The 21,425-nt window shown below is 71.0% G+C and carries 16 protein-coding genes and 3 pseudogenes; 10 read left to right on the top strand and 9 right to left on the bottom strand.

Annotation, left to right across the window (positions count from 1 at the left end; genetic code table 11):
• The 4 genes from ACWC9R_RS33880 to ACWC9R_RS33865 form a co-directional block, all read right to left on the bottom strand.
• Positions 1–89: DUF4193 family protein (locus tag ACWC9R_RS33880; RefSeq protein ID WP_450737355.1), on the bottom strand; the 89-nt coding region annotated here is incomplete at its 3' end.
• 1,499 nt (positions 90–1,588) lie between these two features.
• Positions 1,589–4,123, bottom strand: coding sequence for a DUF6603 domain-containing protein (locus ACWC9R_RS33875; RefSeq protein WP_450737353.1), 2,535 nt, complete (start codon positions 4,121–4,123; stop codon positions 1,589–1,591).
• A gap of 464 nt (positions 4,124–4,587) precedes the next feature.
• Positions 4,588–4,890 carry a transcriptional regulator gene (locus ACWC9R_RS33870; protein ID WP_450737351.1) on the bottom strand — a complete coding sequence of 101 codons (303 nt, stop codon included), beginning with the start codon at positions 4,888–4,890 and terminating at the stop codon, positions 4,588–4,590.
• Between the two features lie 191 nt (positions 4,891–5,081).
• Positions 5,082–5,996 carry a 4-hydroxy-tetrahydrodipicolinate synthase family protein gene (locus ACWC9R_RS33865; protein WP_450737349.1) on the bottom strand — a complete coding sequence of 305 codons (915 nt, stop codon included), beginning with the start codon at positions 5,994–5,996 and terminating at the stop codon, positions 5,082–5,084.
• Positions 5,997–6,067: 71 nt separating this feature from the next.
• Between ACWC9R_RS33865 and ACWC9R_RS33860 the strand changes: the two genes are divergently transcribed.
• The 3 genes and pseudogenes from ACWC9R_RS33860 (at position 6,068) to ACWC9R_RS33850 (ending at position 8,123) form a co-directional block, all read left to right on the top strand.
• Complete coding sequence (locus tag ACWC9R_RS33860; protein WP_450737348.1) at positions 6,068–7,063, top strand: LysR substrate-binding domain-containing protein; 996 nt, start codon at positions 6,068–6,070, stop codon at positions 7,061–7,063.
• A 176-nt stretch (positions 7,064–7,239) separates the two neighbouring features.
• A pseudogene (locus tag ACWC9R_RS33855) lies at positions 7,240–7,362 on the top strand (IS5/IS1182 family transposase); the annotation flags it as partial.
• A gap of 127 nt (positions 7,363–7,489) precedes the next feature.
• Positions 7,490–8,123 (top strand): annotated as a pseudogene (locus tag ACWC9R_RS33850) (HAD family hydrolase).
• Positions 8,124–8,403: 280 nt separating this feature from the next.
• Here ACWC9R_RS33850 and ACWC9R_RS33845 read toward each other — a convergent pair.
• Both ACWC9R_RS33845 and ACWC9R_RS33840 read right to left on the bottom strand, forming a co-directional pair.
• Positions 8,404–9,942, bottom strand: a complete 1,539-nt coding sequence (locus ACWC9R_RS33845; protein ID WP_450737347.1) for a hypothetical protein — start codon at positions 9,940–9,942, stop codon at positions 8,404–8,406.
• The gene (locus tag ACWC9R_RS33840; protein ID WP_450737345.1) at positions 9,942–11,123 is read right to left on the bottom strand and encodes an FAD-dependent monooxygenase; all 1,182 of its coding nucleotides are present in this window, start codon (positions 11,121–11,123) and stop codon (positions 9,942–9,944) included. The genes ACWC9R_RS33845 and ACWC9R_RS33840 overlap by 1 nt, the downstream gene beginning before the upstream one ends.
• A gap of 589 nt (positions 11,124–11,712) precedes the next feature.
• Here ACWC9R_RS33840 and ACWC9R_RS33835 point away from each other — a divergent pair.
• The 5 genes from ACWC9R_RS33835 to ACWC9R_RS33815 all read left to right on the top strand — a co-directional run bounded on the left by ACWC9R_RS33835 (position 11,713) and on the right by ACWC9R_RS33815 (position 16,848).
• Positions 11,713–12,528 carry an SDR family NAD(P)-dependent oxidoreductase gene (locus ACWC9R_RS33835; protein ID WP_450737343.1) on the top strand — a complete coding sequence of 272 codons (816 nt, stop codon included), beginning with the start codon at positions 11,713–11,715 and terminating at the stop codon, positions 12,526–12,528.
• 507 nt (positions 12,529–13,035) lie between these two features.
• On the top strand, positions 13,036–14,487 hold the full coding sequence (locus tag ACWC9R_RS33830) for an eCIS core domain-containing protein (protein ID WP_450737341.1): 1,452 nt from the start codon (positions 13,036–13,038) through the stop codon (positions 14,485–14,487).
• A 286-nt stretch (positions 14,488–14,773) separates the two neighbouring features.
• Positions 14,774–15,055: an LppU/SCO3897 family protein gene (locus tag ACWC9R_RS33825; protein ID WP_450737339.1), complete on the top strand. Its 282-nt coding sequence runs from the start codon at positions 14,774–14,776 to the stop codon at positions 15,053–15,055.
• A 373-nt stretch (positions 15,056–15,428) separates the two neighbouring features.
• Entirely contained in the window at positions 15,429–16,415 is a 987-nt protein-coding gene (locus ACWC9R_RS33820; RefSeq protein WP_450737337.1) for a zinc-binding dehydrogenase, read from the top strand.
• Positions 16,416–16,632: 217 nt separating this feature from the next.
• Positions 16,633–16,848 (top strand): hypothetical protein, encoded by a 216-nt coding sequence (locus ACWC9R_RS33815; RefSeq protein ID WP_450737336.1) that lies wholly within the window; start codon positions 16,633–16,635, stop codon positions 16,846–16,848.
• Between the two features lie 336 nt (positions 16,849–17,184).
• Here the strand turns inward: ACWC9R_RS33815 and ACWC9R_RS33810 are convergent, their stop codons facing one another.
• Positions 17,185–17,637, bottom strand: a complete 453-nt coding sequence (locus ACWC9R_RS33810) for a winged helix-turn-helix transcriptional regulator (RefSeq protein ID WP_450737334.1) — start codon at positions 17,635–17,637, stop codon at positions 17,185–17,187.
• Positions 17,638–17,733: 96 nt separating this feature from the next.
• On the opposite strand from ACWC9R_RS33810, the gene ACWC9R_RS33805 reads away from it, so the two are divergent.
• Both ACWC9R_RS33805 and ACWC9R_RS33800 read left to right on the top strand, forming a co-directional pair.
• On the top strand, positions 17,734–18,999 hold the full coding sequence (locus tag ACWC9R_RS33805) for an MFS transporter (protein WP_450737332.1): 1,266 nt from the start codon (positions 17,734–17,736) through the stop codon (positions 18,997–18,999).
• Positions 19,000–19,557: 558 nt separating this feature from the next.
• Positions 19,558–19,998, top strand: coding sequence for a hypothetical protein (locus tag ACWC9R_RS33800; protein ID WP_450737330.1), 441 nt, complete (start codon positions 19,558–19,560; stop codon positions 19,996–19,998).
• A gap of 875 nt (positions 19,999–20,873) precedes the next feature.
• Here ACWC9R_RS33800 and ACWC9R_RS33795 read toward each other — a convergent pair.
• Positions 20,874–21,320, bottom strand: coding sequence for a LysR substrate-binding domain-containing protein (locus ACWC9R_RS33795; RefSeq protein WP_450737328.1), 447 nt, complete (start codon positions 21,318–21,320; stop codon positions 20,874–20,876).
• Between the two features lie 11 nt (positions 21,321–21,331).
• Positions 21,332–21,425: pseudogene (locus ACWC9R_RS33790) on the bottom strand (FAD-binding protein); the annotation flags it as partial.

Raw genomic sequence — 21,425 nt, 5'->3', positions numbered from 1 at the left:
TTGTCGTTCCGCCGCGACTTCAGCTCCTCGATGCTGTCCTCGTTGAGGTCGTCATCGGTCTTGCGTGGGGTGTCGTAATCCGTAGCCATTTTCGCACGGCTGCCGCCGTCCGTGAGGAGGCGGTCGAAGGCCTCGAAGGCGAGGGGCGCGGTGAGGTGACGGCCGGTCAGCGCGGTCACGGCGCGGGCAGCGAGTTCGGGGTGGGAGGCGAGGCGGCGGGCCGCGGTGCGGGCGGCGGAACGGAACTCCAGCAGGGCGCTGCGGAACGCGGCGTCGGCGAGGGCGAGGGTGCGCCCGGTGGTGAACGCGGCGGCGTAGGCGGTGTCGAAGACGCCGTACTGCTGCAGATAGATCAGCGCCTCGCCCGGGGAGTCCAGCCGGGTGGCGGCCGGCGGGGGAAGCTCCTGGGCGGGCTGGGCGGTGAGCGGGCCCCGGTAGAAGGCGAGGGTGCGCTCACCGCTCTCCAGGCGCTGCGGCAGGGCCACGGCCCCGCCCGCCATCCGGTCCAGGGCCTCCTTCTGCGGGCCGTCGGGATCGGCCGGGCCGGAGGCCGGTACGCGCAGGCGCAGTTGACCGGCGGGGCGCGGGGCGGTGCCGTCGGTGGTGGCCAGGTGCTGGGCGAGATCGCCGAAGCCGATGCCGGAGTCGGGTTCGGTGGTGAAGGACCAGCTGGTGAGGGAGACCAGGCGCACGCCTTCGGCGGGCGCGGGGGCGGTCAGCTGCTGGTCGAAGCCTTCGAGGGAGACCAGGTGGACGACGTGGCGCCCGCCGGCGGCGGCGGGGAAGCGGTTGGCGACCAGGACGGCGTTGAGTTCGCCCTCGTCGGGTTCGGGGTCCGCGCCGGCGCGGGTGGCGTCGGGGCGCCCGCCCTCGCGCAGGTGCGCCAGGTAGCCCATCTCGGCGGGCAGCGGCTTCACCCCGTCGAACAGTGCGGCGGGGACGAGGACGGTGGCGCACTGCTCGTCGTACTCGTCGGGGCGCAGGCTCTCCGGCGGGAGCGCGGGGGGCTTGCCGGCGCCCAGGGCGCCGTCCAGGAGCCGGCGTACGGTGCCGGCCTTGACGAGGCCCACCGCGTCCGGGTCCTCGGGCAGTTCGTCCGCGCGGAACAGCAGCAGCGCCATCCATGGCACGGCGGGCGGCCGGCTCGGGCCGAGGAGGCGGTTCCAGGGCAGGCCGGGGGCGTCGAGGTTGATGTGGGCGAGGGTCTGGCTGTAGGTGCCGACGGCGTCCGGGGCGGGGAACTGCGCGTTGATGCCGGTCGGGTCGAAGCTGAAGCGCGGCTGGACGACGTCGAAGGGCTGCGGGGTGGCGTCGACGGTCCGGTCGGCGCCGTCGACGTCCTTGAGGATCTGCTGGTTGCCAATGGTGTAGCGGCCGGCGTGCAGGGAGGGGATGCGGTGGTCGAAGAACCGGGTGCGGTGCTGGGCCGCCGGTGCGCTGGTGCGCGGCCGGGAGCCGGGTTCGGACGTGGTGGTCACGGGCGTGCCTTTCGACAGGACGCGGCGGAGGGGGAGGGGCGGGGCGCCGTGCGCAGGCGCGTGGCGCTGCGAGCCGCCCACCTGGGGACGGCCCGGTCGTGCGCGTCGGGTCAGCCCGCGACGAGCATCGGCTCGGCGGTGAAGGCGGTGCCGGCGGCGTGCGCGTAGCCGCTCAGATCGGTGTCGAGGATGCCGAGGTCCGTGCCGAGAGCCTTGAGCGCCCGGTCCAGGGCGGTGCGGTTGGCGCGGGTGGCGGGGGTGTCGATGCCGTCCTGGATCGCGGCGATGACGCCGCCGGGACGGGTCGGCACGGCGCCGGCCGCGCCCTCGCCGGCGGACAGCGGCTGGTTGCCGTCGGGGTTGATCGGGTCGAAGGAGATGGCCTGCTCGTCGAGGAACCCGGTGGAGGTGCCGTGGTCGACCGGTGGCGAGGTCAGCCGGATTCCGAGGATGCGGTCGGGGATGATCCCGTCGTTCGGCGCGTCCGGCTGCCGGCCCCACAGGCCGTTGGGCACGTTGCCACGCAGGATGGCGTGACCCCAGGGTGTCAGCGTGTGGGGGTGGCCGTTGAGGGCGAGCCGTACGCGCAGTTCGCTGCCCTTGCCCCGCAGGTGCATGGGCAGGATGTCCACAGCGGTGTCGGTGGCGACCTCGACGGTGTCGCCGCCCTGATTCAGGTAGACCTTGCTGACGGGGGCCTGGGTGTCGGCGGTGAAGGTGAAGCCGCCGTTGCTGACCAGCCACGGTTTGACCGCGCCGCGGGTGGCCGGGGCGCCCTCGCCGGTGTATCCGGCGATCGCCGTGGTGCGGACCATGTTCTCCGGCGGCGGCAGCATGCCCTGAAAACCGCCCCAGTCCAGCGCCGGGGTCTGGTTGCGGCGGGCGGCGCCGAAGCCGATGGTGAACGAGATGAACCACAGGTGGACGGTCGCCTCGCCACCCACCGCCGGGCCCCAGACCCGGACGCTGACGCCGACCTCGATCGAGATCCTGATCTTGACGAACCAGATCTTGATGGTTGCGGAGACCCCGACCCGGATGCCCATCCCGACGTCGAAGTAGAAGGGGTTCCACTCCAGCAGGGCGTCCACCCGGGCGGTGAGCCAGGCGCGCAGCATCCCGGACTGGAAGACGACGTCCAGGGAGCCGCCGGCCATCAGGGACTTGGGGGTGAACGCGGCGTAGGCGTTACCGGTGATGTTGACGGTCGACCCGACGCCCCAGGTCAGGCCGGCCGGCTGCTGGCGGGGGTAGCGGGCGGGCAGCTCCCGCCCTGCGGGGATCGCGCCCAGCAGGAACGCGAAGTCACCGGCCTGCGGGTGGTCGCCGAACCAGAACTTCATGCCGACGCCGCCGCGCAGCTTGCAGTTCGGGTCGATGAGGAACGTCTTCTCGGTGAACGCCGCGCCGATGCTCAGCTCCCCGGCCGCCGGACGCAACGTGGCTTCGATGCCGATCTCCACCCGGGCGATCTTCTTGTCGCTCTTGGTGGGCAGCTGCATGCCCGCCGCGCCCAGCAGACTGACCGTCAGATCGGAACCGGTCTGCACCAGCGCCATGGCGCGGCCACTGAACGTCTCGAAGCAGTCGAAGGCCAGACCCGCTGCGAACCACAGGTCCCCCTGCTGCGGACGCACCCAGGGATTTCCGCCGCCGATCAGCGCCGACAGGACCTTCAGCGGGTCGACCTCCTCGTCGTCCGCGCCGATCGCACCCGGATTGTCCAGGGCCATCAGGAACGGGAAGTCGCCCAGTGCGTCCGCCGCCGGCACCCGCACCCGGCTGTTCCAGCCGAACCCGGCGGAAATGCCCCGCACCTGGAACAGCGGCGGCCCGAACCCGACCTGGCTGCCGAGCGAGCCGTAGGCGAACAGCGACGGATCGGCGCCGCTCCCGTCGGGCACGACGTACGCCCCCATCGCGGAGCCGTTGAACGCCCCGGTGTCCACCAGCAGCACCCCGCCGGTCACCGTCTTGTACGGCGGGGAGGCCGGCAGCGCGGTCAGCGCGCCGGCGATCCGCAGCGGCGGGTTGTAGTAGTCGACGCTCAGCCCGTTGTCGCCGCCGGGCGTGCCGATCGGCGACCATCCGCGCACCGACGGCGCTTCGAGAACCCGCATGCCCTTCCGGCGCCGCGGTCCCGGGCGGGGGGCGAGGATGCCGTTCTCGGTCACCAGCGCCCGGGGGCCGCGGTCGCGCACGGCTCCGTCGCGGTGCCGCACCACCGGCAGGGCGCGGCCCAGACCGTCCAGGCGTTCCGGGTCGGTCGGCGGCGCGGGCGTACGCCTGCTCAACCGCAGCGCCCGACCCTCCATCAGCGCCCACGCCCCGGCGGGCAGTGCCGTCCCTTCCGGGGCCCCGTCGACCAGGACCAGACTGCGGCCCGCACCGAGATCGACCGCGGCCACCGTTCCTGTCACCCACTCACCGTCCACGGTGAACGCGACATCCACCGGCGCCGAGGACGCGGTGACCGTGGCCTGCCCGCCCACCGACAGGGCCCGCGCACCGCGCACCGCGCCGTCGATCCGCACGGTGCCGTCCGGAAAGACGAGCGCCGCGGCGTCGGGGTCGGCGAACACGGACACCGGGATCTCGACCACGCCACCCGCCGCCTGGTCGAGGAGCTTCCGAACGTCTTCCACGCGTGCTGTCACAGCGATTCAGCCCTCTACTCGCGGCAAAAGGGGAAGGCGGAAGCACACCTGCGATCGAGGACGGCCGGTGTGTCCACTGCGAGGAGCCTAGCCAGGCAGGCACCGAAAGTGAATGCGTAACCACTCTGCGTAACGAACTTGGCTAGAAGCCGGTGAGCGGCCTGCATGCGTGGGCACTGTTTCGCGGCCGGACCGCGGTGCGTGCAGAAGCGTTTCTACCCGTCCGGCAGAACACCTGAGTTGGCAGCATCAACCGAGACCAGCTGCCCGACGGCGCCCCCGACGCCGACGCGCGAGACCGATAACAAGCCAGGTCGGTGGGGTCGGTGGTGTTCGGTAGCGGTGTTCGGCAGCGGGTGTCCTCAGGGGCGGGCCGGGAGGGGGAGGTTCGGCGCCGGAAGCTGTGGCTGTTGCCGCGGTCTCGGACGTCGCGTCATCCTCTCTGGCGACGGTTATGCGCCCTGTGGCCCGCGTGCCGCCGCCACGATCCTCTCCAGGGCCGAGGCGTGCCGCTGAAACCTCTGCCGCCTGTGTGCGGTGAGCCTGAGGTGGGTGTGCCGGCCCGTGCGGTTCCGTGTTTTGCGTGCCTCTACATAGCCGGCGTCCGCCAAGGCGGCGACCTGTTTGGACAGTGCAGAGTCGCTGGTGCCCACGGTGTCGCGCACGAAGCCGAACTCCACCCAGTCGGCTGGAGCCAGCAGTGCGACGACCGACAGTCCGTCGACGTCATCGTTCCCAGTGCCTGTCGCTGCCATTGGCTACCCCGGGCGGCGGTCGTAGGGTGCCCCAGCCGTGGCCCCGGGCGTTGATCCTGCTGTTGCGTGGCAAGGTGGCCGGGGCACGCCCTTTCCGGCCGTGCGCGGTCAGCCGGACTCGGGCCTGCTTCTGGGCGGCTTCGCCGCCGCTTGGTCTGCACATGCGAGGCATCGGCCGTGGCTCGGGAGAATCAGACCGGGGACGCGTGGCGTGCAGGGCTGCCGGCTAGCAGCGCCGCTCGGCGGACTGTGCCGGTGGAGGCGGCGAGCAACGGCAGCCGTACGGCCGGGCTGGGAATGCGTTCCTGAGCGTGCAGTACTCCCTTGATCACGGTCGGGTTCGGTTCGGCGAAGAGGGCGGTGGACAGCCGGGCCAACTCGGCACCGAGTCTGCGGGCGGGTGCAGCGGCGCCGCGGTGCCACAGCGAGATCAGGTCGGCGTAGTCGGCGGTGCGCACATTGGCCGATGCGACGATTCCGCCGTGGGCGCCCGCCGCGACGAGCGGTGAGAGGACGACGTCGTCGCCGCCGAGCACGGCGAAGCCGGGCTGAGGGGCGCCGAGCAACTCCACCGTGGTCGCGTCGATCACGCCGGTCGCGTGCTTGATCCCGACGACCCCCGGCAGGCGGCTGAGTTCCGCGATCGTGCCGGCGCTGAGAGTCTGCCCCGTGCGGTAGGGGATGTCGTACACGATCAGCGGCATGCCGCCGTGTTCGGCCAGCGCGGTGAAATGCGCCAGTGTCCCCGCTTCACCGGGCCGGATGTAGGGCGGCGCGGGAACCAGCGCCGCAGCTACGTCCCCGGCGGCCGCCAGCTCGCGCAGCGACGTGATGGCGGTGGCGGTGTCGTTGGTGCCGACCCCGACGATCAGCTGGGCGCTGTGTGCTCGGCAGGCGGCCGAGCAGATGCGTACCACCGTCTGCTTCTCCTCCGCGGTCAACGTGGCCGATTCAGCGGTGGTGCCGAGGGCGACCAGCCCGGAGGCGCCGCTCGACAGGGCCTCTTCGGCGAGTCGGGCCAGCGCATCGGGAGCCAAGCGCAGGTCGGTGGTGAACGGAGTCACCAAGGGGACGTACAGGCCGTTGAAGAGCGGATCGAGGTTCATGGTCCAAGCCTGGCTCACACCAACCCGGTAGATCCATTTCTGATTTCTACCTCTATGCCTAAGCTGTACTTATGCTTGATGTTCGTCGTCTGTACCTGCTCCGCGAACTGGACCGGCGGGGCACGATCGCCGCCGTGGCCGAGGCGCTGACCTTCACCGCATCCGCCGTCTCCCAGCAGCTGGGTGTACTGGAACGCGAGGCGGGCGTGGCCTTGCTGGAACGCAGCGGCAGGCGCGTGGTCCTCACGCCCGCAGGCCGGTCCCTCGTCGCACACGCCGACGCCGTGCTGCAACGCCTCGAGCTGGCGGTCGCAGAGCTGGCCAGCGCCCGGGACGGCATCGGAGGGCCACTGCGTATCGGGACCTTCCCCTCCGGCGGTCACACCATCGTGCCCGCCACGCTGGCCGAGCTGGCCCAACGGCATCCCGCGCTGGAACCGATGGTGCAGGAAATCGACTCCGCCCGCGTCTCCGACGGCCTGCGAGCCGGCGAACTCGATGTCGCCCTTGTGCACGACTACGACTTCGTACCCGCGTCACCGGACACCACCATGGAGGAGGTGCCCCTGCTGGAAGAGCCCATGTACCTCGTCACCAACACAGCGACCAAGAACAGCAGCCGCAGCGACACCCTGGCCGAGCTGCTCGGCCCCTACGCAGAGGCTCCGTGGATCACCGCACGGGACGGCACGACCGGTCACGCCATGGCCGCACGCGCCTGCCAGGCGGCCGGGTTCCAGCCGAGAATCCGCCACCAGGTCAACGATTTCCGTACGGTGCTGGCCCTGGCCGCCACCGGACAAGGGGCCGGATTCGTACCGGAGATGGCCACTGCGCACAGCCCCGCAGGCGTGGTGTTGACCAAGTTGCCGTTGTTCCGCCGATCGAAGGTCGCCTTCCGCGCGAGCGGCGGTACCCATCCGGCGATCGCCGCCTTCGTGGCCGCGGCAAGAGCGGCAGTGAGCTCCATGACCGGTTCAGGATTGGATGACAGGACCGCGATGCCCCATGCGGACTCCGCACGGGCGTCGCCGGAGCCGGGTGCCGAGGCGGACCCGGCGAGTTGACTACGAACCGTGGGCGTCCACCCCGCTTCGGCGTGCGGTCCGGCAACAACAGCTCAATCCGTGCCCACTGCACGTCAGTTAACGACACACCGGAGCCAATGCCCCAATGATCCGTAAGAAACGGCCCATCCCTCGGCCGGCAGCTCACCGGCTGGTGCGCCGAGCGGCCGACCGAACTGTGGGAGCTGTTCCATCGAGTGGTTCCGGAGGCGCCGAGCCGTCCGCAAGGTGGCGGACAGCGTGGGCCTCGTGAACACGAAGTCCTCGCTGCGATCGTGTTCGTAGCGACATCAGTCTGCTGCCCGCCAGCCGCTCAACGATCTCCACTCCTCTTCCTGGCTACCGAACACGCAAAGTGAGATGACGTCTAGGGGCTGTTCCTGGTTGTGATCTAGCGGGGGTCAAACACTGTGCTATTCAAGGCAGATGACGCCTTCCGAGTCATTCAGCAGGCCCTTTGACGCGGTGCTGTGCGACCTCGACAACGTGATCCGCTTCTACGACATGGCTCCACTGGCTGAGCTGGAACGTGCTGCCGGGGGTGGCCGAGGGCACCACCGCAGCGGTGGCATACGACCCCGAAATAGACCTGCCTTTCCTCCTCGGCAAGATCGCCCAAAGGGAGTGGGTGGACTCCATCGCGTCGGCGCTCTCCGACCGGGTATCGCAGACGCAGGCCCGTGAGCTGGCGACGGCGCTTGCCGAAGCTCCGTTCCGGGCCGACGACCTGGTGGTGGCCCTGCTGCGCCGGGTACGGGGACACATGCCCCTGGTCCTGGTCACCAACGCGACCCTGGCACTGGAGCGTGACCTTGAGTCGATGGGGCTGTCGGATCTCGCGAACCACGTCGTCAGCAGCGCCCGGGTGGGGGTGGCCAAGCCCGATCCGGCGATTTACGAGATCGCAGCCGATCGGGCAGGGGTCGCCGCCCACCAGTGCCTGTTCGTGGACGACCAGCTGGAGAACGTCGAGGCCGCCACCACGCTCGGGATGACCGGCGTGCATTACCACGAGCCTGCTGACCTTCAGAAGGTGCTGGGCTTCCTGCCCGATGACTGAGCCCCCCTTCCTCGGCGCTGACCTGGTGAAGGGAGGGACGCTCCGCTCTGAACTGGCCGATCCTGAGGAGGAGTTAATCGAGCCGCACTTGCCGGTCGGATAGCTGCGGATCTTCGTGGACGAGGACCTCGATACCCTTGCGTGCTATGCGGTGGTGGGCGTGTGTTGCTGCCCGCCGCTCTCGCCTACGATCGGGCCTCCGCCGGGGGCTGAGAAGGAACCACGCGAAGTTGCCTGTCTGCTGGATTGGCTGTGGGGTGCTTGCCGGGGCGGCGGCCCGTCAGTCCGTCGGTCTTGCCGGTTCCCTGGCGCAGAGGTATGGGCGCGCCAGGAGCAGGCCGGTGCCGGTCATGGCGATGCCGAAGTAGACGGGCGAGAGGTGGATGAAGTCCGTGTAGTGGATTGTGCCGTGCACTACGACAGCCGGCAGGAAGCCGGTGGCTGCCGCTGTGGCGAGGGTCCAGAACACCCAGGCTTCGCCTCGTCGCCAGCCCCAGGCGCTGAGCAGGACGATCGCTACCGCGGCGGCCATGAGGGCGCCGCCGAATCCGGCGCGGTCGTGGGCGATGAACGGTACAAGCTGGGGGCTCAGGGTTTCCAGGGTGTGGGTGCTGGTGCCCAGGAAGGTCAGGTCGGTTGGTACGAAGACGCCGCTCAGGCCGACCACTGAGATCACTGCTCCGCCGACGAACAGCCCGGCTCCTGTGACGATCAGCAGCAGTTGGCCGGCCAGCGCCCGTCGGCGTTCCGGCTCCGGTCCCTCGGGGGCGAGGCGCCACCGCGGTATGTGCGGTCTGCGGCGGACCGCGGCCACGAACATCGGGAAGAGCGCGAGGGCGGTGGCGGTGTGGAGGGGTTCCACGAAGCCGGTGGCCAGGAAGTAGGACAGGGTAGGGAAGCCGATCATCCCCGAGAGCAGGTACACCTCGCGGGCCCAGGGCCAGCCGCGTCTGATCCCGCCCACGGCAAGGCCGGTGTAGAGGGCGCCGATCGCTGCCATGGTGCCGGCCATGGTGATCCGGTCGTGCTGGAGGAAGTGCACGAGGTGATGGTTGGCGGCGTGCAGTTCGTGCAGTGTCATGCCGAGGTAGTCGCGGTCGTACCAGAGCAGCACCGGCCCGAGGGTGATCGCCGCAGCGCCGAGTCCGGCGCCTGTCATGCCGAGGCCGACGAGCAGGGCCCACCACCATGCGGGCCAGCGGCGGGGATCGCGGCCGACGTCCCGTAGCAGTGGAGCGGGCGCGGTGGGTGTGGCTGCCTCGGTGACCCGTGCGAACCAGCCGGGCCCGGCTGTGACGAGCACCTGGGGCCGGGCGAGTACGACGGTGCCCGGCTCCTCGATCGCGGCGGCCGCGGCGGTGACCGACGGGTCGGTGACATGGACCATGTGGGGGTCCTTGCTGTCGGTGAATCCGTCGACATGGGGTCTGAGGGCGGCTTCGGTCTCCGGGTCGCAGGCGCGGACCACCAGCGGGATCGAGCGGTTGGCAGCGGCCTTGCGTACGGTGTCCGCGTCGGCTGCCGAGACGGGCGCCACCTCGACGACGCCGGCCCCGAGCGGGGGCATGGCGCGTACCGCGTCGTGGGCGAGCGAGGGCGGGACGGAGATGCCGAGGCGGACGGTGACGGGCACGCCGGAGATCTCACCGGCGAGCCGCTTGGGCGGATGGCGGTGGCCGAACCCCCGGGCGATCAGCCGCGCGCCGGCGGGGCGGGAGCCGATCGAGGCCAGCAGCCGCAGCGCGGTGCGCTGCGAACGGCGGCGGCCGAGAAGGGCGGCGGCCACACCGCGCAGTGGGTGATACGTCCAGTCCGGCATCAGGGTCTCTCGCTCTCCGTCGGGGTCGCCGGGCCCGCGGGCGCGGTCCAGTTGAGCACCGGTGTCATGGAACGCAGCGTTGCCCGCGTCGGTGTCAGCCGGGCGGCCGTGTCGCGCAGCAGCACCGCGGGCGGCCACGACAGCTGGCCGAGGGCGCCGAGCCGGGCGGAGCGGCGGGTGATGGCCTGCGTCCGCGGGCGGCGCAGCAGGTCGTACGAGCCAAGGGCGGCGGCAACGTCCGTGGGGCCATCGAGGCAGTGGGCGAGGGTGACGGCGTCCTCGAGCGCCTGGCACGCGCCCTGGCCCAGATTGGGGGTCATGGCGTGGGCCGCGTCGCCCAGCAGCGCGACCCGGCCGCGGACGAAGGAGGGCAGGGGCGGCAGGTCGTACAGGTCGTGTCTCAGTACCGCGTCGGCGGGGACGGCGGCCAGCAGGGCGGGTATGGGATGCGGCCAGGACCCGAACCGGCGCAGCAGTTCGGCGTACTCGGACGAGCCTGAGGCCGCTCCCGCCGGCTGCGACGCGGTCGCGAAGCAGTACATCCGGCCACCCGGCAGTGCTGTGTAGCCGAACCTCGCCCCGCGGCCCCAGGTCGCGGCGCCCTCGGTGGGCGGCTCGGCGAGGGGCTCGGTGACCATGCGCCAGGCGGTGTAGCCGGCGTACCGGGGGCCGGCCGCGTCGGGCCACAGGGCGCGGCGGACCACACTGCGCAGCCCGTCGGCGCCGATCACGAGGTCGGGCCGGGACTCGCCCTTGCAGTGTTCGACGACCAGACGGCGACCGTCGTCGCGGACCGCGGACACCTCGCTGCCCGACCGCAGGCTGTCGGCGGGCAGCGCCTCGGTGAGCGCCCGCAACAGGTCCGCGCGGTGCAGGACCACCAGGGGATGGCCGAAGCGGCGCGTCAGCTCCGCGTTGTCCGTACGCGACATCCAGCGGCCCCGGCGGTCGCGTACGCCGCCTGTGGCCTCGACGGCGCCGAGTGCCCGGACGGCGCCGGCCAGGCCGAGCCCCTCAAGTGCGTGCAGCGCGTTCGGCCACAGGGAGATGCCGGCGCCGATCTCGGTGAACTCCCGGGCCCGTTCCAGCACCTCGACGCGCCAGCCCCGGCGATGCAGGGCGATGGCCGCCGCGAGCCCGCCGATCCCGCCGCCGACGATGGTCGCGGCGCGCTGCGGCATGGGTCCTCACTTCGGGTTCGGGGGCGCCGCCCCCGGTCAAGTGGTCGTTGATCCGATGCCCGAGTGGCGTGCGACGCGATGCAGGTCGGGCTGAGCGGCGCCTTATAGCAACATGGTGACAGATGCCTGTCAACGTGTGGGGGCGGCGCGGGGCGTGGGTCGGTTGGGTTGGTGTTCTTGGGGGTGTGTTGCGGTGCCGGGTGGGGTGGGCGCTTGGTCCAGGCGGTGGGGGTGAGGTGGTGGTGCCAGCCGTTCCGGCGGTTCCGACAGGGGTATCTCCGTTTGTGTGGTGAGGGCTTGAGGAAGAGGGCGCGGCGTACGGTCGTGCTTCGGTTCGCCTGCGCGGAGCACGAAGTCGACTCGACGGGCGAAGGCCTGTGCTCGCCGGCCTACCTCTGCTCGTGCGGGGAGGCCCCGGCTCTCCGCCAGAAGGCAGGCTCGGGGGGCGGTTCGTCATGGCTTGTTTGGGGTGGGCGTGCAGCGTCGTGTGTATCGGTGAGGTTTGCTTGGGTCGGGTCCGGTGGCGTCGGTGCTTCGTGTGCTCGCGGCGCGGGGAACCGGATGCTGACCACTTCGGAGGGGAACGACTATGTCGGAACAGCGTGTTGTCCTGGTGACGGGTGGGGGGACGGGAATCGGGGCGGCTACCGCGCGGCTGTTGTGCGCGGGTGGGCACCGGGTGGTGATCTCGGGGCGGAGGCCCGAGCCGCTGCGCCGGGTGACGGAGGAGACCGGGGCGCTGGCCCACCCTTCCGACGCCGCTGACCCGGAGGCCGTGCGTGAACTCGTCGAGACGACGGTGACGGCTTACGGGAGGCTCGACGGGGTGGTGCTCAATGCCGGCATCGGGCGGGGCGGCGCGGTCGGTGACACCGCGGTCGAGGAGTGGGAGGAGCTGATGCGGACCAACCTCACCGGCCCGTTCCTGTTGCTGCGTGCTGCGTTGCCGCATCTGCTGGCGGCCCGCGGTGCGGTGGTCGCGGTGGCTTCGGTCGCCGCGCTCCGCAACAGTGTCGGTAACGCCGCTTATGCGACGTCGAAGGCGGGGTTGCTGCACCTCTGCCGTTCCCTTGCTGTCGATTACGGGCCGCAGGGGCTGCGGGCCAACGCGGTGTGCCCGGGGTGGGTGCGTACGGAGATGGCTGACCAGCGGATGGCGCGGTTCGCGGCGGAGGCGGGGCTGGCGGGCGGTGCCGAGGAGGGATACGAGGAGGCGAACCGGCTGAATCCCGCCAGGCGGCCGGGAGATCCGGGCGAGGTCGCCGAGGCGATTGACTGGCTGCTGTCGCCCGCCGCGTCCTACGTCAACGGGGCTGTCCTCACCGTCGACGGCGGGGTGACCACGGTCGGTGTCGGTGGTGCCGCGTTCGACCACCGGATCGAGGCACGTACCCCGCGGCTGTAGTGGACTAGCGGGCAGGCCTGTTCCACGGGGCCCGTGCCGGGGCAGGGCCCGGAAAGAGGCTGGGCTTGGGGGCGCCCAGTGGCAGCGGTGCTCGTCGCCGGGGGGCGACGCCGGCGGCGTGGGGGAGGCGGTGGCCGACGTCAGCCCACTCCGGTCCGGGCACGGTCGTCGGGGTTTAGAAGCGCAGGCACTGCAGCCCCCATGTTCCAACCCACAGGCGAAATGCCTCACCGGACCAGGCTCGGCGACCGTGAGGCAGACTGACCGCTCCACATCCGGGTGTGCCCTGGCCACTATCACCCGCTCACGCCGCGGTCGCCCCGAGCGGACCCACGCGCCGTACGGGACCATGAGTTGCGTGACGGCTTCCGCCGAGGCTGGAGAGGCCGGCGGGCGGTATGCGAACGTGCCCGTTTGGGCAGGGGGTTGTGCCCGGCGGTACCTGGCAGCCCGCGGTGCGCTGCGGGTATACGTGGAGGGTTCGACCTGTGTACCGAAGGGAACTCTGTGCAGGCCCACGCGACTGACCGAGCCTCGAACCGGGCTGACGCCGCCACAGCCCGGACGCCAGCGGTGCGGGCGTCCGGGCCGCCGCCCCATGCTCTGCTGGCTCTGCAACGCACGGCCGGAAACGCGGCCGTGGCGCAGTTGCTGCGTCAGTCCGGGCACTCCGGGGAGCGGGATGAGCACCGGCACGGCGCCGGCTGCGGCCATGGCGGGCAGCAGGTGCAGCGCTCTGCCGTGCACGATGTGCTGCGCAGCAGTGGTCAGCCGCTGGATGAGTCAAGCCGTACGGACATGGAGCAGCGCTTCGGCGCGGACTTTTCCGACGTGCGTATCCACACCGATTCCGCGGCCAAGGACTCCGCGGCCGAGGTGGGTGCGGTCGCCTACACCTCCGGCAGTCACATCGTCGCCGGTGCCGGGGGCCTTGACAGGCACACTCTGGCCCACGAGTTGACGCATGTGATCCAGCAGCGCACCGGGCCGGTGGCGGGGACCGACCGAGGCGACGGTCTGCGTGTCAGTGACCCGTCGGACCGGTTCGAGCGTGAGGCGGAGGCCAACGCCCGGCGTGTGCTGAGCGGGCCGACGCCGGCGGGCCCCGCGCCCGCCGCGGAGCACTCGGCGCAGTCGGCGCAGGGGTCGGCGCGGCCGGGTGATGTCCAGCGCGTCGAGCACCCGGACAGGATCGACGACGAGGTCAAAAGGCTCTTCGACCAGCTCGGGGGCAGCCTGGCGGACTACCGGGCGCACTACGCGAAATGGTCGCAGGGCGACTTCAAGTGGATCATGAAGAACCCGGACCTCAATGACACCATCGAGGCCCTTGACGGCTACCTGGGTGATCCCGGCTCGCGAGATGAGGCCCAGCTCGGCGCGGACCTCAAGGCCGCCATCCACAGTGATCTGACTGCCACGTCGTCGCAGACGATGGCGGACACGCGGCAGGCGGCCACCAGGGCGAAGAACAAGCTCGTTCTCGGCCGCACCGGCGACACCGGAAACTGGGCCGAGCACCAGAAGGGAAAGCCGGAGGGCGGGGACAGGCTCACGCTCGACGACCGGCTGGGCCGGAGGCTGAACACCGGGAAGTGGTCTGTCCCGGTGAACTACGCCTTCATGGACGGCGGCATCGAGGAGCGCGCGGTCTTCAAGATCCTTACCCCCCTGGAGTCGAAGATCCAGAGCATGCTGGTCAGCGGGGCCCTCAACGCGACCAACTTCTGGCAGGAGGTCGAGGCTCTGGGACACAGCGCGCTCTGGGACAGCTCGAAGTCCGCTGACGAGGGCGGCCCGCAGGCGATGCTGGGCCACGAACTCTTGCAACTCCTTCGCGCCGGCTACCAGTTCCACGGCCGCGAGAGCAGCTTCGCCCAGGGTGCGAGGCTTGTCGCGGTTCACCCGGACAAGCCGGCGGCCGACCCCGGAGACAAGACCAAGCCGCTCACCCTTTGACGGCGCCGCCGGGCAGTCCGTGTCACCGGGCAGTCCGTGTCACCGGGCAGTCCGTGTCACCGGGCGGGCCGTGCCACCGGGCGAGCCGGGAGAGCGGCTTGCCCGGCGGCCGGGCCGATGGACGGACTGTGACGGGATGTGGTCGGCCGACGGCGTGCTCGTTCACTGACAGCGCCGACGATCGACCTGCCGAGGTGTTCCGTTAGGGGATCATCCTCAACGGAACACCGGCCGACAGGCAGCCCCAGGTCAGGCCTTACGTACAGGTGTTGGGCGAACCGTCCTGGTGAAGGGGTCTGCACGGACCAACCCGCCCTCCTGCGCCGGGCGCTGGTGGTCGAGTCGGCCGCCGGTTCGGCGACCGCACGGTACGGCCGAGTGCTCACGCCGTGGGCCCCAGGCGCCAGGAACGCCACTCACCATCGCCTGCAGCGACACCAAAGCCGACTACAAAGTCATGTTCAGCGCCACCGCTCAAGGCAAATGCCCGCAGGAATTCGACGAGTACACCGAGCGTGGCGGCCGGAACGGCGATACCACGCTGTGTATGACCCGGGTGCGTCACTAGCCAGGTATGCGTCTCATGCCGCCGCTGCTCCAGCGCCGCGTCACAGCGCTGGACCGCCGCCCAGCAGTTCATGCGGCCGCCGCGCCCAGGCCGGCGCCGAGTACCTCGGCATTGCGTTGCCTACGACGCGGCCGACCTGCTGGGTTCCTACGCAACGCCCACCTGCCCGCCCGCCGCCGGCCGGAAGAGAGCTCGGCGAAAGCCGGAATCTTATATGCGAGCCGCGTGTTCACTGCGAGGGCTTGCACATGGCGCAGGGCATGACGGCATCACGCTTGCCTCGCTCCTGTGCCGGCTGGAACCTGCGTCCGGCACTGGGCGCAACAGCTGTGGAACGCCGTGGGAAAGCCGTAGGAAATAGGAAAGGAGCGTCATGCGGGCGGTCGTGCATGAGGGGGCGAAGGGGACGGACGGGCTGCGGCTCACCGAAACCGCCGAGCCGGTGCCGGGCACCGGCGAGGTCCGGGTAGGGCTGCGGGCGGCAGGTCTGAACCATCGTGACCTGTTCTTGATGGACGGCCGTCGCGGCGATGAGCCGGCGTTCATTCCGGGATCTGACGGTGCCGGCGTGGTGACCGCAGTCGGTGACGGAGTATCAGGAGTGCGGGTCGGCGACGAGGTGGTGATCAACCCGACACTGGGCTGGGAGCGCAGCACCGATACGCCTACCGTGCCGGACATCCTGGGCGGGCCGACGAACGGCACACTCGCCGAGGCCGTTGTCGTCCCGGCTGCGAATGTCCTGCCCAAGCCGGCGCATCTGTCGTGGCCGGAGGCCGCCGCGTTGCCGCTGGCGGGGCTGACCGCCTACCGGGCGGTGTTCACCCGGGGTGAGCTCAGCGCGGGGGAGCACCTGCTGGTCCCCGGCATCGGGGGCGGCGTCGCCGGGTGGGCACTGCTGCTGGGCAAAGCCGCAGGGGCGCGCGTCACCGTGACCTCGCGCAGTGCGGAGAAGCGTGCACGCTCCCTGCGTATGGGTGCCGATCAGGCACTGAGCAGCGCCGGTGACTGGGCGGACGAACTCGGTCCAGCAAGCGTCGACCTGGCCGTTGACGGTGTCGGTCCCGCCGTCTTCGAGCAGTTGCCGAGGGTCCTGCGGCCCGGCGGTCGCGTGGTGCTGTACGGCGCCACCACGGGCGATGAGCTCCAGATGCCGCTGCGCACGCTCTTCTTCCATCAGTACGCCTTGCTGGGCACGTCCATGGGCAGCGCGGAGGAGTTCCGCGATCTCCTGTCCTTTGTCGGCCGGCACCGTATCCGGCCGGCCGTTGACCGGGTCTACGCGCTGGAGGACATCACGGCCGCCTACGGGCAGATGGCAGCGGGGCGGCAGTTCGGGAACGTCGTCATCACACTGTGAACCGATCGTCTGTGTCTGTGTCCTGCCTTGCCGTCGCTACCAGGCGGTGCGTGCGGCGCACCGCACAGCTACTGGAAGCCGACCGCCGACCGTAGACGGCGCCGGGGCCAAGGCCCTGCGCACGGTAGCCGCGGGCTGCAGGTGATGCGACGGTGACGTACACGCTGCACCATGGAGCGCCGCGGCTCCCAGCCGGCGCTGTGAGGAAGGAACTGACATGAACGGGCGATCAGCCACCGTGACGAAAGCGGCCTTAGCAGGCCTGGGCTGGGGAGCTCTCTCCTTCGCCGTCTCCGTGCCCGTCCGGGCCGGCCTCTATGACGAGCAGGCGTTCTCCGGTGGCAACCTCGGCACCTTTGCCGTGGTCACTACAGTGGCAACGGCCGCGACCTGGTTCGGCATCAACCGCCGGAACCCCTGCACGACGGACTGACGAACCTCCGCGCGCGCCGGCCGTATGACAGCCGGGCTGGATGAGACAAGCGGCAGCAGACGGCTACATGGTGGCCAACGCCTTACTCCGCCCGCCCGGCTTCGTCCGTGGCCTGGCACTGCATACACAGCAGGTTCTCGGGGGCTCGGCCCCTGACCCTTGCGTGAGCGCGGCCGCCAGGGCTAGCGGGGCTTGGTGTCGGTGCAGCCCCCTGGGTATGGAGTGCAATGGGTGTGGTGTGGTGTCATCGTTGCGTTGGGGAGTTCATCCCGCGTCTTCGGTGGTGGTCGGCGAGGGCTGTTGTTTCGCTTCAGGTGATCCGGTCCGGGGCTTGGTTCACTGGGTGGGGGCCTTGTGGACGGTGGTGTCGTCGGGGTTCAGTCGTCGCCCGTCCGCAGACCGGACGTCCAGTGTGGGCAGGCGCTGTCCCTGGCGGCGGTCGATTAGTTGTGAGTGTTCTTCGCCGGGGGCGAAGAAGTTCTGTTCGCCCCACTGCCGCAGTGCCACGATGACGGGGAAGAGTGCTTTGCCCTTCGGTGTCAGTGCGTACTCGTGGTAGGCGCTGCCGTCCGAGGCCGGGACGGATTCGAGGACGCCGCCGGTGACCAGGGTGCGCAGTCGCGCGGTGAGGATGTTCTTCGCGACGCCGAGGCTGCGCTGGAACTCCCCGAAGCGGCGGCTTCCGTCGAAGGCGTCCCGCACGATCAGCAGGGACCACCAGTCGCCGATCGCGTCCACGGACCGGGCGACGGGGCATTCGCTGTCGTCGAAGCGTGTCCTGGTCACCATGGCGTCCCTCACTCTCATACTGGTTGCAACATGCTACCAGGAGACGTACCGTCGCCACTGGTAGCAAGATGAAACCAGATGTGTGGGGGAGTCCTGATGAACGGCAACGGCGGGGCTGTGACACGACGGACCGAGATCCGAAGCGGGGAAGGTTCCGCGTTGGTCCTGTCCCGCGGTGTCCTCACAGTGTTCGCCGTCGCCTGCGGAGCCGCGGTGGCCAACGTCTACTTCTCCCAGCCGCTCCTGGCGACCATGGGCCACGACCTCGCCATGAGCCCCGCACTCGTCGGCAGCGTCGTCACTCTCACGCATGTCGGATACGGACTGGGACTCTTCTTCCTCGTGCCCCTGGGTGATGTGGCCGACCGCCGACGGCTCATCGTGGCCCAGTTACTGCTCCTGGTGGCGGCAGTGACCGTGGTCGCCACCGCCCCCACGGCGACGATCCTGCTCGCGGGCATGGCCGCGACGGGGCTTCTCGCGGTTGTCACGCAGACGCTGGTGGCCTTCGCGGCCTCACTGGCCTCTCCCGCCGGGCGCGGACGGGTCGTAGGTCTGGTCACCAGCGGAGTGGTCATCGCAATCCTCCTCGCCCGCACCGCATCCGGCCTCATCGCCGACCTCGCGGGCTGGCGCGCCGTCTACCTCGCCTCGGCCTCCCTCACCGCTCTCCTCGCCCTGGCCCTGCGCCGAGTGCTGCCGCACCGCACTCACACCCCGACGACGCCCCTGCGCTACGGCCAGCTCCTGCGCTCCACGATCACCCTGTTCGCACGGGAACAACTGCTGCGACTCCGGGCCCTGTTCGGCATGCTGATCTTCGCCGCCTTCAGCACCCTGTGGAGCAGCGTGGCGCTGCCGCTCAGCGAGGCCCCGTACTTCCTGCCCCACAGCGCGATCGGGGCGCTGGGGCTGATCGGTGCCGTGGGCGCCCTGGCCGCGACCGCGGCCGGCCGCCTGAACGACCGCGGACTCTCCCAGCGAACCACCGGCATCGCCCTGACCCTGCTCGCCGCCTCATGGCTGCCGCTGGCCTTCACCCGCAGCTCGCTCTGGGCCCTGATCGTCGGGGTGATCCTGCTCGACCTCGCCGTACAGGCGGTCCACGTCACCAACCAGACCCTGATCTACGCGCTGCACCCGGACGCGGGCAGCCGGCTGATCGGCGGATACATGGTCTTCTACTCGATCGGCAGCGCCACCGGCGCCCTCGCCGCGACCTCCCTCTACACGGCGGCCGGCTGGGGCGCCGTATGCACACTGGGCGCCGCCTTCAGCTGCCTCGGACTCGCCCTGTGGGCGCTCACCCGACACCGCACCCCGGCCCCCGCCGCCAAGATGACCACTCACAGCGACACCTGACGCTCTCGCCGCTAAAACTCGCGCTCCGGACCGCCCACACGCACGCCACCACACCAACGGTCAACGCCTCAAGGCTGCGCGGCGGATAACCAGTCGGATACGGGGCTGCCCGACGATGCACTGGCCATAGTGAACAGCCACCGGTCGCGGGCCGGCGCCGACGTTCCTCTGCATCCCCTCCCTCGCGGGCCTCCACCGGCGCCACGCAGGCGCCACGCGGCCTGGCGCTCTTGAGACCGAGCGCCGGTAGACACCGTCGGCACCGCATCCGGCGTCGACGACGAGGCGACATCGGGCCGTCGCCGGCTCTCCCGGCACCACCACCGCACTTGCGCCGCTAACCCGCGGCCCCTGCAGGGTGCTGCCCGCCACCGCACGGAGCACCGCTGCGCCCTGCGGCCCACTGCTCGCGAACTCCCCTTAACCCACGCTCTGACGTGCGGGTTTGGCGGTTCGCGAAAACTGGAACCGGGGGAGCCGACGCCCGACGGTGGCACCCGGTCGCGCCAAAGGGGCGCGACGCCGGTGCCCAGCGCACCCCGACGGAGAGACCCGACGATGACAACGACCCCGACAGGCCATCAGACGCCCGCACCGGCCACCCTGGTGCGCCCGCCGGCTCCCGCACCCGTACCGGCACCGTTCGCGCCGCCCACCCTCCAGCCGCCCGTGGACGGCCCGCCGTCCACGGACCGGGTGACTGCCTACGCGGTCGCCTACGGAGGCTCTGCAACGGCGTACGCGGTCGCTTCGACGCCCGCCGCGGCCGGACCGGTGACCCTGCAGCCGGATGCGCCGACGCCACGGCGCTCCTGGCGTACGGCGGCCGCAGTGGCGGCGGCCCTGGGCGTGACGGCGGTGGGCTGCGGAGTGCTGGCGGTGGCCTACCCGTCGCTGGCACGGGTGTGGCAAGTGGCCGGCTACGCCTCCACCGTTGCCGGCGCAGCCGCCGCATGGGTGACGCTGGCCGGCTGGCGGGAGGGTGCCAGAACTCGGTAGCTCGGTAGCAGTTGTTGAGGTCGCCGTCCGGCTCAGAACCCTGTGCGGCGCCGCGCCGGCCGGCTACAGCTCCTTGGCGCGGTCGCCGGCCGCCCCGGGCCTGCAGCCGGCAGCCGACGGGCCGGCACGCACCGAAACCGGCGGGGCTGTCCGCTCAGCACGACCGGACTCACCAGGGCGGCATCAGCCTGGCCGGAGCCGAGGAGGAACTCCCGCCGCGGGCTACGGCGTTGGCGCGTGGGATTCCGTTCAGGCCGGTGACCGTGTCGAGATCCTGCGGGCGGTTCTCGACGCGCGGTTCTCGACGCGCCGCGCAAGCAGCGGCACCCGGCGACCGGATCTTCCACCGGCTGGTCGAGGAGCTTCCAGCACCGACTTCTCCCCGCCTCGCCGCCAGCCGGGCACGAGCCAGGAAACGGCCAAGTTCGGCCGGCCTCTTCCCGGACCGGCGCGGCGGCCCACCGCCCTCATGGGCGGCGGGCCGTCCCCGTCCGACAGTCATGGACGAATTCAGCGGGGTGTTACGGTGGATCACGAGGGCCTCCTGCACTCGGCGGTAGATGTCGCAATCCCCACCGAGCCAGAAGGCCCTCACCTCGTTCAAGCACCACGAAGGCACATGTCGCCTGTCACCAACGTGCCGGGACAACACACCTAGCGTGCCTCACACCGCGCATTCGGCCAGGCCACCCGGCCTCGCCGGTGCCAGCTAGCGTGCTTCAGCGCAGTGCGACGGAGCGCTTCAGTTGGCGGATGCGTGCCATGGCTGACGGGGCTGAGTATTCCGGTTTGGCGGGCAGAGCGGATGGCGACGTCTCACCTGCAGCTTCATGGACGGACAGGCCGGACTGGGTGCCTGCCGCTCCCCCCTGCGGTCACCGCGCGCTCCGCAAGAGGCCGATGAGTTCGGCGGCCGGGGGGGTGGGTGTGCGGGGGTGCAGGAGTTCGATGCGGTGCACGATGGGCGGCTCGGTGATCGGTACGGCCGCGGTGCCGGGGAGGTCTGCGGCTGTGGGCAGGGCGGTGACGGTGAGGCCGGCTCCGGCGGCCACCAGGGTGGACAGGCCGCGGAGGTCGGTTCCGGTGTAGGTGAGTTGGTGGCCGAAGCCGTCGGACCGGGCGGCGGCCCGGAGCTGGGCCAGGGGTATGGCGGCGTCGGGTGCGTCGATCCAGCGGGCGGCGGCGAGGTCGGGCAGCCGCAGCGCCGGACGGCCGGCGAGCGGGTGGGTGGCGGGCAGCAGCACCGCGAGGGGTTCCTCGCTGAGGGGAAGGGCGGTCAGGGGGCCGGCGTCGGGCAGCGGCAGCGGATCGCTGGGTGCCACGGCCCCGTCGCGAACATGAAGCGCTTGCCCTCGCTGTTGCGCAGCACCCCGCCGTCGCCACGGACGGACTCGGTGACGAGGATGCCCTTCACCGACGGCGGCCAG

This window comes from Streptomyces sp. NPDC001219, from assembly GCF_053597915.1.
The sequence above is the reverse complement of the archived record's forward strand: the minus strand, read 5'-3'. Positions and strand labels throughout refer to the sequence as shown.